14 protein-coding genes and 1 pseudogene are annotated in these 17779 nt (G+C 65.1%); 4 read left to right on the top strand and 11 right to left on the bottom strand.

What is annotated here, in order from left to right; all coding sequences use genetic code 11:
* Positions 1–37 precede the first annotated feature (37 nt).
* The 7 genes and pseudogenes from hppD to WKW80_RS29690 all read right to left on the bottom strand — a co-directional run bounded on the left by hppD (position 38) and on the right by WKW80_RS29690 (position 9893).
* Complete coding sequence (hppD, locus tag WKW80_RS29720; RefSeq protein WP_340367196.1) at positions 38–1123, bottom strand: 4-hydroxyphenylpyruvate dioxygenase; 1086 nt, start codon at positions 1121–1123, stop codon at positions 38–40.
* A 243-nt stretch (positions 1124–1366) separates the two neighbouring features.
* The gene (mdeB, locus tag WKW80_RS29715) at positions 1367–3985 is read right to left on the bottom strand and encodes an alpha-ketoglutarate dehydrogenase (protein WP_340367195.1); all 2619 of its coding nucleotides are present in this window, start codon (positions 3983–3985) and stop codon (positions 1367–1369) included.
* A 222-nt stretch (positions 3986–4207) separates the two neighbouring features.
* Positions 4208–5605 (bottom strand): annotated as a pseudogene (locus WKW80_RS29710) (8-oxoguanine deaminase); the annotation flags it as partial.
* A 1-nt stretch (position 5606) separates the two neighbouring features.
* Entirely contained in the window at positions 5607–7028 is a 1422-nt protein-coding gene (locus WKW80_RS29705; RefSeq protein ID WP_340367194.1) for a nucleobase:cation symporter-2 family protein, read from the bottom strand.
* A 152-nt stretch (positions 7029–7180) separates the two neighbouring features.
* A complete protein-coding gene (locus WKW80_RS29700) occupies positions 7181–8086 on the bottom strand; it encodes a LysR family transcriptional regulator (RefSeq protein ID WP_340367193.1) in 906 nt (301 codons plus the stop codon).
* Entirely contained in the window at positions 8086–8655 is a 570-nt protein-coding gene (locus WKW80_RS29695) for a nucleoside 2-deoxyribosyltransferase (protein WP_340367192.1), read from the bottom strand. The genes WKW80_RS29700 and WKW80_RS29695 overlap by 1 nt, the downstream gene beginning before the upstream one ends.
* Positions 8652–9893, bottom strand: a complete 1242-nt coding sequence (locus tag WKW80_RS29690) for a metal-dependent hydrolase family protein (RefSeq protein ID WP_340367191.1) — start codon at positions 9891–9893, stop codon at positions 8652–8654. Before WKW80_RS29690 ends, WKW80_RS29695 begins: the two co-directional genes overlap by 4 nt.
* A gap of 160 nt (positions 9894–10053) precedes the next feature.
* On the opposite strand from WKW80_RS29690, the gene WKW80_RS29685 reads away from it, so the two are divergent.
* The 4 genes from WKW80_RS29685 to WKW80_RS29670 all read left to right on the top strand — a co-directional run bounded on the left by WKW80_RS29685 (position 10054) and on the right by WKW80_RS29670 (position 14025).
* Positions 10054–11454 (top strand): FAD-binding oxidoreductase, encoded by a 1401-nt coding sequence (locus tag WKW80_RS29685; RefSeq protein WP_340367190.1) that lies wholly within the window; start codon positions 10054–10056, stop codon positions 11452–11454.
* Positions 11455–11716: 262 nt separating this feature from the next.
* Positions 11717–11986, top strand: coding sequence for a hypothetical protein (locus WKW80_RS29680; RefSeq protein WP_340367189.1), 270 nt, complete (start codon positions 11717–11719; stop codon positions 11984–11986).
* Positions 11987–12151: 165 nt separating this feature from the next.
* Positions 12152–13540 (top strand): 8-oxoguanine deaminase, encoded by a 1389-nt coding sequence (locus tag WKW80_RS29675; RefSeq protein WP_340367188.1) that lies wholly within the window; start codon positions 12152–12154, stop codon positions 13538–13540.
* Between the two features lie 5 nt (positions 13541–13545).
* Positions 13546–14025, top strand: a complete 480-nt coding sequence (locus tag WKW80_RS29670; protein WP_340367187.1) for a hypothetical protein — start codon at positions 13546–13548, stop codon at positions 14023–14025.
* 37 nt (positions 14026–14062) lie between these two features.
* On the opposite strand, the gene WKW80_RS29665 is transcribed toward WKW80_RS29670, so the two are convergent.
* The 4 genes from WKW80_RS29665 to WKW80_RS29650 form a co-directional block, all read right to left on the bottom strand.
* On the bottom strand, positions 14063–16174 hold the full coding sequence (locus WKW80_RS29665; protein WP_340367186.1) for a T6SS effector phospholipase Tle3 domain-containing protein: 2112 nt from the start codon (positions 16172–16174) through the stop codon (positions 14063–14065).
* Between the two features lie 3 nt (positions 16175–16177).
* Positions 16178–16840: a T6SS immunity protein Tli3 family protein gene (locus WKW80_RS29660; RefSeq protein ID WP_340367185.1), complete on the bottom strand. Its 663-nt coding sequence runs from the start codon at positions 16838–16840 to the stop codon at positions 16178–16180.
* Between the two features lie 125 nt (positions 16841–16965).
* Positions 16966–17328 (bottom strand): hypothetical protein, encoded by a 363-nt coding sequence (locus WKW80_RS29655; protein WP_340367184.1) that lies wholly within the window; start codon positions 17326–17328, stop codon positions 16966–16968.
* Positions 17329–17331: 3 nt separating this feature from the next.
* Positions 17332–17779 (bottom strand): T6SS immunity protein Tli3 family protein (locus WKW80_RS29650; RefSeq protein ID WP_340367183.1); only part of this gene is annotated, 448 nt, incomplete at its 5' end.

The raw sequence follows: 17779 nt of genomic DNA, 5'->3' as shown, positions 1-17779 counted from the left end.
GGGGGAGGCGCCGAAGGCGCATCGGGGGTGTTCCATTTCAAGCGGCCTGCAGCACGCCGCGGCGCACCTGGTCGCGCTCGATCGACTGGAACAGCGCCTTGAAGTTGCCTTCGCCAAAGCCGTCGCTGTAGTCGCCCTTGCGCTGGATGAACTCGAAGAACACCGGGCCGCCGAAAACGGTCTCCGAGAAGATCTGCAACAGAAGGCGAGGCTGCCCGCCCTCGGTGGTGCCGTCCAGCAGAATGCCGCGCGCCTGCAGTTCGGGAATGGACTCGCCATGGCCCGGCAGGCGCGTTTCGAGCATCTCGTAGTAGATGTCGTTGGGTGCGGTCAACAAGGGAATGCCGGCCAGGCCCAGCTGGTCGATGGTGTCGATGAGGTTGTCGCTCAACAACGCGATGTGCTGGATGCCCTCGCCGTTGAACTTCATCAGGAACTCCTCGATCTGGCCGGAGCCCTTCGACGACTCTTCGTTCAGCGGGATGCGGATCTTGCCGTCGGGCGCGGTCAGTGCCTTCGAGGTCAGGCCGGTGTATTCGCCCTGGATGTCGAAGTAGCGGATCTCGCGGAAGTTGAAAAGCTTTTCGTAGAAGTTGGCCCAGAAGGTCATGCGGCCGCGATAGACGTTGTGGGTCAGGTGGTCGATCACCTTCAGGCCAACGCCCGGCGGGTGGCGGTCCACGCCTTCGATGAATTCGAAGTCGATGTCGTAGATCGACTTGCCGTCTTCGAAACGGTCGATGAGGTACAGCGGCGCACCGCCGATGCCCTTGATGGCCGGCAGGCGCAGCTCCATCGGGCCAGTGGCGATCTCGATCGGCTGGGCGCCGAGTTCCAGTGCGCGCGCGTAGGCCTTGTGCGAGTCCTTCACGCGAAACGCCAGCCCGCAGGCCGAGGGGCCATGCTCCGCGGCGAAGTACGCGGCCGGGCTGTGCGGCTCGCGGTTGACGATGAAGTTGATGTCGCCCTGGCGGTAGAGCACCACGTCCTTGGAGCGGTGTTTGGCCACGAGCGTGAAGCCGAGCTTCTCGAAGAAGGGTTCCAGGGTGTTGGCGACGGGCGCCGCGAATTCCACGAATTCGAAGCCTTGAAGGCCCATGGGGTTCTCGAAAAGATCGGTCATGCAGTGGTCTCTTTGTGGGTTGGAATCGATACCCACGATGCTAGGGACTTGTGCCGCAACAATCCTGCAAGTTTTGTGTCTGACCGGAGCGATACGCAAGATTCATGCGCTTTCGAAAGCAGTCTTGCATGTAAGTCTTTCAAGAACCCCATATCACGCGGTTTTGCGCGGTAACACCTGTCATACGAGACGGCGTCAGGATTCGCCCGGACTCGCACCGCCAATGGAGGGCTTTTCCTTCGATCAGCCCAGCGCGTGCCTTGCGGCCCTCGCGATGCTCGCCGCGTCCACCCCGAAGAAATTGCGCAAGGCGGCGCGCGTGTCGCTGCGGCCGAACCCGTCGGTACCGAGCGTGACGTAGCGCCGGCCTCGCGCAACGTAGGCGCGCACGCTTTCGGGCACGCTGCGAACGTAGTCGGTGGCGGCGATGATCGGGCCGGCCCCGTCGGCAAGCTGTTGCGCGATGAACGGCGTGGGCGCTGGTTCGCCGCGCAATGCAGCCGCCTCGCAGGCTGCGCCGTCGCGGGCCAGTTCGCTCCAGCTGGTGATGCTGATCACTTCGGCCGCGATACCCTCGTGCGCCAGTTGCTGTGCCGCCTTGATGACTTCGGTGAGGATGGCGCCGGAGCCCATCAGCGTCACCTGCGCCTTCGTCGCATCGGCCGGGAAGCGCCCGAAGCGATAGCACCCGCGCAGTACGTCGCCATGCACTTCCGATGGAAGGCTCGGCTGCGCGTAGTTCTCGTTCATGAGCGTGACGTAGTAGAAAACGTCCTTCTGCTCGACCATCATCTCGCGGATTCCGGCATTGACGATCACCGCCATCTCGCCCGCGAAGGCCGGGTCGTAGGCCTTGCAGTTGGGGATGGTCGCAGCCACCAGGTGGCTGGTGCCGTCCTGGTGCTGCAGGCCCTCGCCGCCGAGCGTGGTGCGGCCCGAGGTTGCGCCGAGCAGGAAGCCCCGCGCACGCTGGTCCGCCGCCGCCCAGATCTGGTCGCCCACGCGCTGGAAGCCGAACATCGAGTAGTAGATGTAGAAGGGCAGCATCGCCAGGCCGTGCACGCTGTAGCTCGTGGCCGCGGCTGTCCAGCTCGCGATGGCGCCGGCTTCGCTGATGCCTTCCTCGAGGATCTGGCCGTCGGTGGCTTCGCGGTAGCTCAGGATGGTGTCGATGTCTTCCGGCGCATAGCGCTGGCCCACGCTCGAATAGATGCCCACCTGCTTGAACAGGTTGGCCATGCCGAAGGTGCGCGCCTCGTCGGCCACGATGGGCACCACGCGCGGTCCGAGCGCCTTGTCCTTCAGGAGGTTGCCGAGGATGCGCACGAAGGCCATTGTGGTGCTCATGTCCTTGCCGTCGGCTTCGACGGCGAACTTCGCATACGCAGGGAGGTCGGGCTTGGCGACCCCATCGCACGCCGTCTCGCGCCGCGGCATCGAACCGCCGAGCGCCTGCCGGTGCTGCTTCAGGTACTGCATCTCCACGCTGTCGTCCGCCGGCTTGTAGAAGGCGAGCGACGTGGCCTGTTCATCCGACAACGGCAGATTGAAGCGGTTGCGGAAACCGATGAGATCGGCGCTCTCGAACTTCTTGTGCGAGTGCGTGGTCATCTTGCCCTGCCCTGCGCCCATGCCGTAGCCCTTCTTGGTGTGGGCGAGGATCACCGTCGGCTGGTCCCGGTGCGCAGCGGCCGCGGCGTAAGCCGCATGAATCTTCACGAGGTCGTGGCCGCCGCGCTTGAGGCGGTCGATCTGCTCGTCGGTCATGCCTTGGGCCAGCTTCGCGAGTTCCTCGTTCTGGCCGAAGAAAGTGTCGCGGTTGAAGCGGCCGTCCTTGGCGGCAAAGGTCTGCATCTGGCCGTCGACGGTGTTGGCGAAGGCGCGCGCCAATGCGCCGGTGGTGTCGCGCGCAAACAGGCCGTCCCAGTCGCTGCCCCAGACCAGCTTGATGACGTTCCAGCCGGCACCGGCGAAGAGCTTTTCCAGCTCGTCGATGATGCGCCCGTTGCCGCGCACCGGCCCGTCGAGGCGCTGCAGGTTGCAGTTCACCACCCACACCAGGTTGTCGAGCCTTTCGCGTGCAGCCAGCGTCAGCGCGCTCATCGATTCGGGTTCGTCCATCTCGCCGTCGCCGAACACGCCCCATACTTTTCGCGCGCCGCAGTCGAGCAAACCGCGATGCGTGAGGTAGCGCATGAAGCGCGCATGGTAGATCGAGCTGATCGGGCCGATGCCCATCGAGCCGGTCGGGAACTGCCAGAAGTCGGGCATCAGGTACGGATGCGGATAGCTCGACAGCCCGCGGGCGCCTTCGCCATTCCGGGAGGCCGGCGCCGTCAGCTCCTGGCGGTAGTGACTCAGGTCTTCCTCGCTCAAGCGACCTTCGAGAAACGCCCGCGCATAGACACCCGGCGCGCTGTGCGGCTGGAAGAACACGAGGTCGCCGCCATGCCCCGCGTCCTTCGCATGGAAAAAGTGATTGAAGCCGGTCTCGAACAAGTCCGCGGCGCTCGCGTAGCTTGCGATGTGGCCACCAAGTTCCCCATACGTATGGTTGGCGCGCACCACCATTGCCAACGCGTTCCAGCGCATCAGTGAAGCCAGTCGCTCCTCGATGGCCAGGTCGCCGGGGAATACCGGCTGCGCATCGACCGCAATCGTGTTGACGTAGGGCGTGCAAAGCTCCGGCGACCATCCGATGCGTTGCTCACGCGCCAGCCGAGCCAACTCGTCCAGCATCTGCCGAGCCCGCGCGGGACCATCTGCCGCTACCAGCGCGGCAAAGGACTCGCGCCATTCGGCGGTCTCCTGCGGATCGGGATCGAGGGTGCCGGCGAGGTGGGAGGTGGACTGGGCATTCATGCCCGGCACTTTAGACCGCATGCCATCGAATGTCTTGTCGATGGAAGCGCGATCACTCCTTCCGCGCAGAGGTCATCGAGCGCCGAGCCAGCTCCGGCCAGCGCCCCGGCCTGGGGAACCTGCGCCCGGGCTTCGCGCTCAAGCCGGTTCGATGCAAGCCGGCTCTGCCGCTGCGCAGCCGGAGCTGAGGGCCCGCTCGCCCCGCACTGTGTGCGGATGCCGTGCCGACTCGTAGAGGCTGCGCGCAAGTGCGCGATGCATCGCCAGCAACGGCTCGAGTTCCAGATCGACGAACTGCCCGTCGCGAATCCTGACGCGGCCATTGATGACGCTCAGCGACACATTGGCGCTGTGGCAGAACACCAGTGCAGCCACCAGGTCGTGCCCCGCCCCCGCATGCATCACGCCGCGCATGTCGAACGCCACCAGATCGGCCGACATGCCAGGCGCGAGCGCACCGATGTCATCGCGGCCGAGCACTTTCGCGCCGCCGAGCGTCGCGATCTCCAGCGCTTCACGTGCCGTCAATGCCGCAGGCCCGAAGGCGACGCGCTGCAGCAGCAGCGCCTGCCGCGCCTCGCCCAGCATGTGCGCGCCATCATTCGATGCACTGCCATCCACGCCAAGCCCCACTGTCACCCCGGCGCGTCGCATTGCCCCCACCGGCGCAATGCCCGAGCCGAGTCGCATGTTGGAACACGGGCAGTGCGCAACGCCCGTGCCGGTACGCCCGAACAGCGCAATGCCCGCGGGATCGAGCTTGACGCAATGCGCATGCCACACGTCGCGCCCCACCCAGCCCAGGTCTTCGGCGTACTCCGCAGGCGTCATCCCGAACTTCTCGCGCGAGTAGGCGATGTCGTTGTCGTTCTCGGCCAGGTGCGTGTGCAGCGACACGCCGTATTCGCGCGCCAGGAAGGCCGACTCGCGCATGAGGTCGCGCGACACCGAGAACGGCGAGCACGGCGCCAGCACGATGCGCCGCATGCTGTGGCGCGATGCATCGTGCCAGCGCGTGATCAGGCGTTCGCTGTCGGCCAGGATCGCGGCTTCGCTTTCGACCACCGAATCGGGCGGCAAGCCGCCGTGGCTGCGTCCCACGCTCATGCTGCCGCGCGCCGCATGGAAGCGCATGCCCATGCCCTCGGCTGCCTCGATGGAATCGTCAAGCCTGGCACCGTTGGGGAACAGGTAGAGGTGATCGCTGGTCGTCGTGCAGCCCGACAGCATCAACTCGGCCATGGCGGTCTGTGTCGACACCTGCACCATCTTCGGCGTGAGCCGTGCCCACAGCATGTACAGGTTGGTAAGCCAGCCGAACAGTTCCGCGTCCTGCGCCTCGGGCACCACGCGCGTCAGGCTCTGGTACATGTGGTGGTGCGTGTTGACCAGGCCCGGCATCAGCACGTGGCCGCGCAGGTTGATGGCATCGGCGCCGCCGCTGGCCAGCGCGTCGCGCCATTCAGGAGGCAATTCGCTCGTGGGACCGACCCAGGCAATGGCCGGCCCGTCGACCACGACTGCGCCGTCGGCAATCTCGCGCCGCGCGGCATCCATCGTGACCACCACGTCGGCGTGGCGCAGGATCAGCGGGCGATGTTTTCCAGCGTGAATGCTCATGTCACTCCGTTGCGTGCGAAGTACTTGCAGCCAGTGCGAACGAATGCTCCTTCGACAACACCCCGTGATAGAACAAGTTCAGGATCACTGCCGAGCAGGTGCCCAGCACGATGCCGCTGTGCGTGATCGGATGCGTCCATGACGGCAGGTGCTGGAAGAACGTGGGTGACAGCGTCGGGATCAAGCCGAGGCCGATGGAGATCGCGATGACGTACAGGGCGTGCTTGTTCTTCGCATAGTCGATCGAACCGAGGATGCGAACGCCGGTCGCCGCCACCATGCCGAACATCACGACGCCCGCGCCGCCCAGCACGAACGAAGGCACCGAGGCCACGACGTGCGCGATCTTCGGGAACAACGCGAGCAGGATCAGGAAGACGCCGCCCATCGCCGCGACATAGCGCGAGCGCACGCCCGTCACCGTCACCAGCCCGACGTTCTGCGAGAACGAGGTGTAGGGAAAGGTGTTGAAGATGCCGCCGATGACCGTACCGAGGCCGTCGGCGCGCAGGCCGCGCGTCAGCAGGTCGGGCGTCATTCGGCGTCCGGTGATCTCGCCGAGCGCGAGGAACATGCCGGTCGATTCAACCAGCGTGATCATCATCACGATGCACATCGAAGCGATGGCCGGAAACTCGAAGCGCGGCATGCCGAAGTGAAACGGCGTGGTCACGGCCAGCCAGCCCACGTCCTGGATGCCGTCGAAGTTCATGCGGCCCAGCGCCAGCGACACCACCACGCCGGCAATGATGCCGAGCAGGACCGCGATGTTGGCCCACAGCCCGCGGCCGTATCGCGTGATGAGCAGCACCACCGCCAGCACCAGCGCGGCGATGGCGAGCTTGGCCGGGTCGCCGTAGTCAGGGTTGGCAATGGCATGCGACACGCCTTCAACCATGCGCGTCGAGCTGGGTTGTCCGCCCGCGGCCCAGTTGATCGCCACGCCCATCAGCGAGACGCCGATCAGCGTGATCACCGTGCCGGTCACGAGCGGCGGAAACACTCCGAGCAGGCGGCCCATCATCGGCGCGGCAACGATGCCGAAGATGCCCGCGGCGATGGTCGCGCCGTAGATCGCCTGGATATTGAGCGACGGGTCGAGGCCGATGGCGATCATCGGCCCGACCGACGCGAAGGTGACGCCCATCATGACCGGCATGCGAATGCCGAAGCCCCGGATGCCCAGGGCCTGGATCAGCGTTGCGATGCCGGCTGCCAGCAGGTCGGCGTTGATGAGGAAGGCGATGTCCGCCTTCGACAGCCCCAACGCACCGCCGACGATGAGCGGCACCGCGACGGTACCCGCGTACATGACAAGGACGTGCTGCAGGCCGAGCGCCGCGCAGCGTGGGAGGGGGACTTTCTGGTCGACCGCATCGCGCGTGGTGTTGTCTCCGGCGCCGGTCGTCGTGGGGGTACGCATGTCTCTGGACCTTTCTGCCGTGTGGCGCACGAGGCGGCGCATCTGTCGGCGGGACCGGAGTATGGGAGCGCACCCTTCCCTGGCGCAAAGTCAATAAATGGCGTGGCGCGTCCACAAAAAGTGCACGTCAGGGTTCCTGCGGATTGCCGAGATCAGCCGGCGACCAACGCCTCTTCGATACAGGCAACGACCTGTTGCGCCAGCACTTCCGCGGCGGCGCTGAGCGTGGCCCCTGCGCGCGAGACGAGCGCCAGGCTTTGCAGGCGCAGCCCGCTGTCGCGCAGCGGCACGAAGACCAGGGTGCCGGCACGCACGTCGTCGCTGACATCGAGGCGGTTGAGCAAGCTGATGCCCACGCCCTGACGCGTGAGTTGCCGCATGAGTGCGGTGGACGTCGTCTCGATCACTGGCGACACGCTGATGGCCGAACGCCCCAGTGCGCCGTCCAGAATCGGCCGCAGCGACAACGATGCGGTCGGCAGGATCAACGGAAATCCGACGCAATCGGCCAACGTGACGGTTCCGCGCGCACTCAGCGCGTGCCCGGGCGGTACCACCGCGCCAATGGGCCACTCGCTGCTGAACAACGTGCGCAGGCCAGCGCTTTCGGGAACGTCGTACGCCAACGCCAGGTCCACGTCGCCCTCGGTCGCGGCGCGGACCACCCCGCCGATCTGCATGTCGACCAGCTTCAGGTAGATGCCCGGATACCCCGCCCTGCAGCGCTGCGCCACCATGGGCAGGAAGGCGCTGGCCAGGCCCGCGGTGGTCGCCAGCGAAGCCTCCCCTTGCCGCAGGCCGCGCACCGCGTCGATCTGCTGGCGCACCGCTTCGAACTCGCGCAACGTGGTGCGCGAATGGGCCAGCACGATCTCGCCCACCGGCGTCAGCTTGAGCTTGTTGTGGATGCGCTCGAACAGCGGCGCGCCGAGTTCCGCTTCGAGGTTGAGGATCTGGCGATTGACCGCCGTCGGCACCACATGCAACTGCTCCGCCGCCTTGCGGATCGAGCCCGCACGGACCACTTCGACGAAGTAGCGCACGACCTTCGCATGCATCAGGCTGCCCCCTGCCTCTTCACGCTCTCCAGCAACCCGGCCAATCGCGCCAGCGCCGCCCCGGCATCGGCCTCCAGCGCCGCCGAGCGCGTCAGCATCAGGTTGAGGCGCTGCCCAAGCCCCTCCACCATCAGGCCGTTGCCAGCCTCCCGCATCACGCCCTCTGCGTCCGGGCGGCAGGGAACGGCAGCGGACACGCGCTCCGCGTAGCTGCCCTCTTCAACGCCGTAGGCCACCACCGGCTTGCCCAGCGCAACGGCAAAGCCCACCTCGAACACCGTGCCCGAATCCGGCTCATGGCCGCGAAAGCTCATGAGGTTGGCGATGACGCCGTCGGCCTCGCGGATCAACGCGATGTTGCCTTCGTAGATGCGCTGGGCCTTCTCGTCATCGGTGCCGTCGAACCCTTCGGCGATGCCGCCGTCGGACGGCTCCACGCCGACCATGCCGAGCCGTTCGCACTGTGCCTTGAGGGCCTGGAAGATCTCCCTGCTCTCGAGGAAGAACACGTCGGGGCCGGCCAGGTAGATGCGGGGTCGCCGCGACGGCGGAACTGCGTTCGTGTTCAAAAGTAGACGATGCCTTCCTTCATCACCATGCGCAGGTTGGACTGCTGTTGCAGCAGGCGAACGTCTTCGGTCGGGTCGCCCTCCACCAGCAGCAGGTCCGCGAGAAATCCTTCGCGCACCAGGCCCAGTTCATGGCGCAGCCCCATCAGGTCCGCGCCGACGCAGGTGGCGGAATGCAGTGCCTCCACGGGCGCAAAGCCGAAGAAGTTGACGAAGTGTGCAATGTCGCGCGCGTTGGTCCCCATCGGCGTGAGGCTGAAGCCGTAGTCGCCTCCCACCACGATGCGCACGCCGCGGCGGCGCAGTTCGCGGTAGGTGGCCACGCAGCTTTCGAACTTGCGCTGCATATTCATGCGCTCCACCACCTCGGCGGGCACACCGAACTTGTCATGCTCCAGCAGCGTGTTGTGCAGCAGGCCGAAGGCCGGGCCGACGAACAGCTTGTCGCGGTTCGCTTCGAGCATGTCGAGTGCTTCGCTGTCGGCATAGTCGCAGTGGTAGATGCAATCGATGCCGGCGCGCACCGCCAGCTTCACGCTCTCGCTGGAGCGTGCGTGGGCCACGGTGGTCTTGCCGTACTTGCGCGCGATCTCGACGAACGCCTCCAGTTCGTCGACGCACAACGGGGTCTGCTCGCCCAGCGCATGCGGCACGAACTGGTCCCCCGAGATATTGATCTTCAGGTTGTCCACGCCCTCCCGCACGCAGGTGCGCGCGGCTTGCCGCATGGCCAGCGGGCCGTCCGCGACCAGGCCGAAACCGGTGCGGTCCTGGTGCATCTGGCGTTCATCGCCAAGGCCGCCGGTCACCGTCAGTTCAGGCCCCGCGGCGCGCAGGCGGGGGCCGACCAACTGGCCCGCGTTGATCGCGTTGCGCAGGGCCACGTCGATGCGCATGCGCGCCGACGCAGCCGAGAAGGCGCTGGTGAAGCCGTGGCGTAACAGAAGTGTGGCATTGGCGGCGGACGCCAGCACGTGGTCTTCCGGCGGGATGTTGCCGATCTCGGCGTTCGAACTGATGCCGGTGAAAGACAGGTGGCAGTGCCCTTCGACCAGGCCCGGCATCAGGGTGCAATCACTGCCATCCACGTAGCGGCCAACGTCCCCCGTCTGCTCGCGCAGGGCGCCCCGCTGCTCGCTGATCTTCGCAATCCGCTGGCCGTCGACCAGCACATCTGCCGCGCGCCGTTCGGCATGCTCCGCATCCCAGACGAGCGCATTCTCGATAAGTGTCCGCATGATTCCGCCGCAATTGAAAAGACTGGCCGAGTGTCCACGCGAAGCCTGCGCGCTGCAATTGGCAATTGGCACACTCCCTGCGACCCACCAGACGGCGGCTTGTTTCTCCGTCCTGCGAGGCGTAGAGTCCCCGCCTCACGATTGGCTTCAGGAGCCGAGCATGGCGCAGCAGACGAATGACCGCATCGACGCTTTCCGCGCGGGATTCAGCGGGCAGGCCTTGACTGCCGGGCACGCGGAATACGACAAGTCACGCTCGCTCTGGAACGGTGCGATCGATCGCAAGCCGCTCCTGATCGCGCATTGCAACTCGGCCGCGCAGGTTGCCGAGGCCATCCGCTTCGGGCGCGCCGAAGGCCTGCAGATCGCGGTGCGCGGCGGGGGTCACAACTACGCTGGCAATTCGTGCTGCGACGACGGGTTGATGATCCATCTCGGCACGATGAACAGCGTGGTCGTCGACCCCGTCAAGCGTCGCGCCGTGTGCGGTGGCGGCGCTACCTGGGGCGACCTCGATGCGGCGACGCAGGCGCACGGACTCGCCACGCCGGGCGGTTTCATCAGCCATACCGGCATTGGCGGCCTGACGCTCGGCGGCGGCATCGGCTGGCTCTCGAAAATGGCCGGCCTCTCATGCGACAACCTCGTCGCCGCGGAGGTCGTCACCGCCGATTCGCAGATCCTGCGCGCCTGCGCCGACGAGAACCCCGATCTCTTCTGGGCATTGCGCGGTGGCGGCGGCAACTTCGGCGTCGTCACCTCCTTCGAATTCGCGTTGCATCCCGTCGGCCCGATGCTCAACCTTGGCCTGTTCTTCTACGGGCTGGAGACGGGTTCGGAAGCGCTGAAGTTCTCGCGCGATTTCATCAAGACATTGCCCCCGGACGTCAATGGTTTCCTTGCCATTGGCCTGAGCGCGCCACCCGCGCCCTTCGTGCCGTCGGCGTATCACTTCCGCCCCGGGCACGGGTTGCTGGTCGTGGGATTCGGGTCGGCCGAAGCGCATCAGGCGGTGGCGGCGCAGGTCCGCGGCGCCATGACGCCGCTCTTCGAGTTCGTCACGCCGATTCCCTACGTCGCCCTCCAGCAGATGTTCAACGAAAGCGCCACATGGGGATCGCTAGGCTACGAAAAGGCGCTCTACCTCGACGAGCTGACCGATGCGGCCATCGCAGTCATCGGCGAGCACGTCCCGAAGAAGACGAGCCCGCTCTCGTTTTGCCCGACCTTCACGCTGACCGGCGCCTACCGTACGCCGGCCGATGGCGACACGGCCTTCGGCGGCAGCCGCGGCGCGCGCTACATCTTCAACATCGAGGCCGCCACGGCCGACCGCGAAACCTACGAAGCCGACCGCACCTGGGTGCGCAATTTCTGGGACGCCATGCGCCCGCACGCCACCGGCTCGGGCGGCTACGTCAACTTCATGGTGGATGCCGACGAAGACCGGGTGCGCGCCTCGTACGGCGACGCCAAGTACCGGCGTCTGGCCGCCATCAAGGCCCGGTACGATCCCGACAACATCTTCCGCCTGAACGTCAACATCAAGCCGGCGCAGTAATGCCGCGGTGACACGCGCCGCCTCCCCACCTTTGTTTACGGCATTCGGCGTATACGCCATCTGGCCCTTTGCGTTTCTGCTGCGCGGCAGGTGAAATGGAACACCCCCGATGCGCCTGCGGCGCCTCTCCCTCGAGTCCCCTCGAGGGGGCGCACCCAGTGGCCCGGCAAAGCCGGTTCCGCGGGTGCCCACGAAAGGACTTCGCAGGGCTCGTCCTGGTTTCATGCTCGCGGGTCACACGATAGCGTGGTGGAGAACTGATATGGCATACGCTGCTTCCTTCTTTCGCACGTCGCTGCTCGCTGCGATCGCGCTGCCTTTCTTCTTCGCTGCGCTGTCGGGCAACCCCGGTTTTGTCGACCCGTTGCCGGTGGAAGGCAGCCCAGCCTATCTGGCGATCGAACGTGTCCACGATGCCTTCTCACTCGACGACACCGACACGGCGGCCGGTGACGATTCGTCCGGCACCGACGAGGCGCTGGCCAACATCGTCCAGGCCAACCAGATCGTCGCGCCGACCTTCTACTTCTAGAGAACCAGCAGACAGTGCGGCGATGAAGCCTACTTCGTTGGTCGCGAACCGCCCGGCACGTCGCTGATCGTCAGCTTGACCCCCTTGGCCTGCGCGCATCCGACGCGATGGACAGGCCGGTTTTGATGCGATCATTGAAGCCTTGTCCCCTCAGGATACTGCGCGATGAGCACGCTTCTGATTCGAAATGCGGACTGCATTGCCACCTTCGACAACCAACGCACCGAACTGCGGCATGGATCGATTCACATCCGGGACAACCGCATCGAAGCGATCGGCGCCGATGCGGACATTGCCCAGTCCGCAGACGAGATCATCGACGCGCGCGGACACCTCGTGGTTCCGGGGCTGGTCAATACGCACCATCACATGTACCAGTCGCTTACGCGTGCCATTCCTGGCGTGCAGGACGCGGAGCTGTTCTCGTGGCTGCGCGGGCTCTATCCAATCTGGGCCGAGCTCACGCCGGAGATGGTGCGCGTGTCGACGCAACTCGCCATGGCGGAGTTGCTGCTGTCGGGCTGCACCACCAGTAGCGACCACCTCTACGTCTACCCCGACGGTGTGCGACTGGACGACAGCATCGAGGCGGCGCTGGAGATCGGCATGCGCTTCGTGGCCACACGCGGCAGCATGAGCGTGGGCGCGTCGCAGGGCGGCCTGCCGCCCGACAGCGTGGTCGAGCGTGAAGACGCGATCCTGAAGGACACGCAACGCCTCATCGAAACCTGGCACGACGCGTCGCACGGCGCGATGGTGAACGTGGCCGTGGCGCCTTGCTCGCCCTTCAGCGTGAGCCGCGACCTGATGCGCGAATCGGCGGTGCTTGCGCGCCAATGCGGCGTGCGGCTGCACACCCACCTGGCCGAGAACGACCACGACATCGCCTACAGCCGCGAGAAATTCAATTGCACGCCCGCCGAATACGCGCAGGACCTCGGCTGGCTCGGCCATGACGTCTGGCATGCACACTGCGTGAAGCTGGACGAGGCCGGCATCGCGCTGTTTGCAAAGACGCGGACAGGCGTCGCCCACTGCCCATGCAGCAACATGCGGCTGGCCTCGGGCATCGCGCCGATCCGCAAGTTGCTCAACGCGGGCGTGCCGGTCGGCCTCGGCGTGGACGGCAGCGCCAGCAACGACGGCGCACACATGGTGAACGAGGCGCGCCAGGCGTTGCTGCTCGCGCGCGTCGGCCGCGCGCTGGCGCCCTTCGGCTGCGACCACGGCCCCTCGGAAATGACGGCGCGCGATGCGCTCGAAGTGGCTACGCGCGGCGGCGCGCAAGTGCTGGGCCGCGGGGACATCGGCCATCTCGCGCCCGGCATGTGCGCCGACCTCGCGCTGTTCGACTTGCGCACCCTGAGCTTCGCCGGCGGTGCCGTGCACGACCCGGTCGCCAGCCTGTTGCTATGCGCCAGCCCCAACAGCGCCTGGACCATCGTCAATGGCCGCGTGGTCGTGCGCGAAGGCCAACTGACAACCGTCGACCTTGGCCCGCTGGTCGAACGTCACAACCGACTGGCAATCCAACTGGCTCAACTCGCTCGATAGCAGTCGTGCTCCTTCCAGAAACACCGCGGAACCGGCTTTGCCGGCCGCTGGTGTTGCCCCGGCAGGGGCTTCGTGAAAATAAAGCCAAAAATATCGTTTTCATTGGGAAAACTGTTGTTTTTTCAGGCTCGATCCTCCGTCAAGAATCCGAGAAAAGTATTGGTAAATGTGCGGTTCTGATTGACCCAGTCTCCCCACTTGCTCGCGTCCCGTGGTGTCGAGGGAGCGAAGACCATGGCCGGCAGCGGATAGCCCTCGATGAACTCGGCCGGTGCGCTGCCATCCGCCGGCCAGTGGCGCAGCGCACCCCTGAGCGCCGCCGCGCGAAACAGTTCGGCCTGCGCCCGGCATCGGGCCAGCGATCCGGCGGGCGTTGGGGGCGGAATGCGGCCACCCGCCGCGCGCTCGACCTGCGCCCACAGCGTGTGCGCGGGATGCTGGTCGAGACTCAGCCCGTACCGATCACCACCAGCGCGTTGGCATGAGTCGGCGTCGATGGGGCGTAGCGAGCGCGCTGCTCGCTCATGGCGCGCCGCCGATCGCGGCCATCCCGGCGGGCACGGGCCTTGGCGCGGGCCTGTCGTCGGGCGGCGCGGTGGCGGTGACGATGTCTTTCGGTATGGAGTCGTGCTTTTCCTTCAACGGCTCGCCGAAGTAGTAGGGGTCGCTCTTCTTCCAGTCTGCGAGATTGAGCAGGTACTCCCAGTATTCCTGATGGCCCCACGCATACCCTTGGCCGACTGTCAGGTCGTAGCTCAGGACATGGGAGACGGGGCCGATTCCTGTCTTTGGATCGCGATACCGAAGAATCTGCGAATGATTAGTCGGCGACACCAATTTGTGCCCCACGGCCTCGCGCAGACGGAGTTCAACCTCTTCGGTGGTCTCGAGCCGCTTCGTCTTGAAGCCCTTCTCGTCGACGCATTGGATTTCCTGCGGCATGCAGGAAGAGGCATCCCGCTTCTCGTAGTTCACGCGATCCTTGAAGTCTTCCTGCTGCTCCGGGTCGGCCTCGATGCCCCGCTCCGGATCGGCCAGCCCGTCATAGCGTATGAGTTTGCCATCGAAGTCCTCGCCCAGCCAAGAGCCTGGCCCCGGCACCAGCGGTGCATTGATCCAGGCGTATTCGGACCGCCCGCCGTCGCCCGGCGGGCGAATGCTGCCCATCGCGGGTATCAGGCCTAGCGTCTTCTCGGAGGCGACGTACCAGAAGCCGCTGGCCGAGCCGCCATCCAGATAACGCCAGTTCTCGGTGACCGCTGCCTGCAACGGCTCGCCCGAACCGGTGGTCCATGTCAGACCGTACTCGGACTGGACCAGCTGGCGATCGATCTGCGTATAAAAGTAGGACATCTTGAAGTTCGTCCTGCTGCCCACCGGCGGGTTGTTCTCTTCATTGCTGCCCCGCGCGAACATGCGCTGCATCACACTGGGGCCGAAGGCGCTCTTGCCTTCGTCAAGGTAGCGGCTGGGAATGCCGCGCCAGCCGATACCCTCCACCACGCTGACGCCGATCACGCGGTCGCCGGGGTCGAAGTTCACGAACAGCTTGCCCCGGTTGTCGCGGTCACGCTGCCGGTCCTGCCACCACTTGCGGCCTTCCCTGTCGATGTCACGTGCGCCGATCTCGGCTTTCCAGTGGGGGTTGTCCGGCGGCTGGTGCACGAAGATCTTGTCGTCGTACTTGTGCCGGTGCACGGGCTGGTGTGTGCACTCGGTCTTTGGGGCGGGGGTGTAGTTGAACTCGTCCTTGGCCTTTTGCATGATCTCGGCCGCCTTGGCGAATGTGGCGACGCGGGCTTCCGTACTCGCCACCTTCTGGGTGCCGCCTGCGGCCGCGAGATAGTCGGTGATGCCGGTGTCGAAGCGGTAGGGCGAGCTGTTGAGGATCAGCGTGTCGGGGCCGCGCACGCCATCGAGGTAGAACAGAGAGCACAGCGCGATCATGGTGCCCTGGCTGTGAGAGATGATGTTGATGGGTTCGTTGGGCAGGTCGATGCGAATGGTCTTGACGAGATTGGCCAGGCGGCGCGCGGCGTGCACGTAGTAGAGGCGATCCGGGCAGTCGAGCAGCGTGCGACCCTCGATGGAGTTGATGAGGTTGATGTCGAAGAGGTCGAAGAAGACCTTGCGCCGGAAGCCTTCGCGGTGCCAGAAGGGCGAGAGGTCGCCGGTGCCGTTCTGGAAGGGGCCGCCGCCCCAGCTGCTGTCCTTGCGCAAAGCATTACCGTAGCGATCGACGATGACGTCCGGACGGTCTACCCAGCACCGCACATCCTCAGGGGAGGCGCAGTAGCCCCAGTAGAAGGGGATGATGGGGGAGCGCGCGCGTCTGCGTCCATCGTTCTCTCTGAGAAAGCGCTTCTTGCTCAGATCGGGAACAAGCGGCTTCAGATCGTCCCGCCCGAGGCGAATGTTCAAGCCACGCGCGAACTGCGCGGCGGCATCGCGATACCACTCGCCATCCGAATTCACGCCGTGCACGAAGATGATGGTGCCGGGCATCAGGTGCGGGATGCCCACGGTATGGGTGCGCACGGGGTTGTCCCTGTCGATGCCGGTCATGACGCCTTCGACCCACTGGCCTTTGCCTTGGTCGAATGCGACGGGGTCAAGCTTGCTGAGATCGCTCATTGCTTATTCCTTGCCTTTCGAGTTGCAGTGGAAGATGTTGTCGATGGGGGTTTTTCTGGATTGAGGGAGTTGACCGTTCTTCGAAACAACGCGCCAATCCCGCCTCGATGGGGAATCCTTGCTGAGGTCAAGCGATTGCGTCGTGTCGAATCCCGAATCAACCTCGTAGACGATGGATCCGCTTACGCTCATTGGATCTGAGGGTGACAACGCTTCGGCTCTCTTCCAAGTTCGGCCTGCATCCGTCGAATAGGGCAAGCGGTCGCCTCGGCAATACCCGCCTCCCGACGAACAGTCGGTGTTGCCTCTTGTGACAGGGCCGATCAGATACTGGTCGTTGGCCGCGTCGATGATGAAGTTGCTGCCCATCGAGGCGCCATCCATCTTCACCACATAGGAGCGAATGCCCTGCGCCTTGTCAACGTAGTAAATCGGACTGCCGTTCTCGCAGAAATGCCCGGCTTCAGAGGCATCTTCGAAATACCTGTTGTCATCAATGCGGTACAGCACTCGCGGCGCTGCACCCGGACGTCCACGCTGATTAACGCTGCCTGCCGGTAGTAGCTCCGGCACACCTGGATAAGGCCCACCTCGAAGGGTGCACGCCACCAGGAGCATGCTCCCCGTGATCACCGCGAGGACTGCGGCGGTTCTTGTGTATTTCATCTTTGCTATCTCCCTGAAACTTTTCGTTGTGTTCTGCTCGTCAACCGCACCGCGTGAGACACAGCACACCGAGTCGGCGACGTGATCGACGACACCGGTTGTCCGTCGGCTGGTGCACAAAGATCTTATCGTCGTACTTGTGCCGTTGCACCGGCTGGCGGGTGCACGCGGCCTTTGGGGCGGGGGTGTAGTTGTACTCGTCCTTGGCCTTCTGCATGATCTCGGCCGCCTTGGCGAATGTGGCGACGCGGGCTTCCGTACTCGCCACCTTCGCCAAGGCGGCCGAGACCCCCGCCCCGTTCGCTATACCACTCGCCATCCGAGGTCACGCCGTGCACGAAGATGATGGTGCCGGGCATCAGGTGGGGGATGCCCACGGTATGGGTGCGCACAGGGTTGTCCCGGTCGATGCCGGTCATGACGCCTTCGACCCACTGGCCTTTGCCTTGGTCGAATGCGACGGGGTCAAGCTTGCTGAGATCGCTCATTGCTTATTCCTTGCCGTTCGAGTTGCAGTGAAAGATGTTGTCGATGGGGTTCGCGCGAGGTTTTGGAAGGGGTGTGCCTCTCGGCGTCCCCTGCCAATCCTTCATTGCGGGAGAGTCCTTGGTGAGATCGATGAACTCAACGCTACCGGTTCCCCCTGCGGCGTAAGCCAGCGACCCTGTGACGCTTATTGGCGCAGCAGGTGACAACGCATCGGCTCTCTTCCAGGTTCGGCCTGCATCCGTCGAATAGGGCAAGCGGTCGCCTCGGCAATACCCGCCTCCCGACGAACAGTCGGTGTTGCCTCTTGTGACAGGGCCGACCAAGTACTGATCGTTGGCCGCGTCGATGATGAAGTTGCTGCCCATCGAGGCGCCATCCATCTTCACCACATAGGAGCGAATGCCCTGCGCCTTGTCAACGTAGTAAATCGGACTGCCGTTCTCGCAGAAA

It is taken from the genome of Variovorax humicola, assembly GCF_037889915.1.
GTDB lineage: Bacteria > Pseudomonadota > Gammaproteobacteria > Burkholderiales > Burkholderiaceae_C > Variovorax > Variovorax humicola.
The sequence above is the reverse complement of the archived record's forward strand: the minus strand, read 5'-3'. Positions and strand labels throughout refer to the sequence as shown.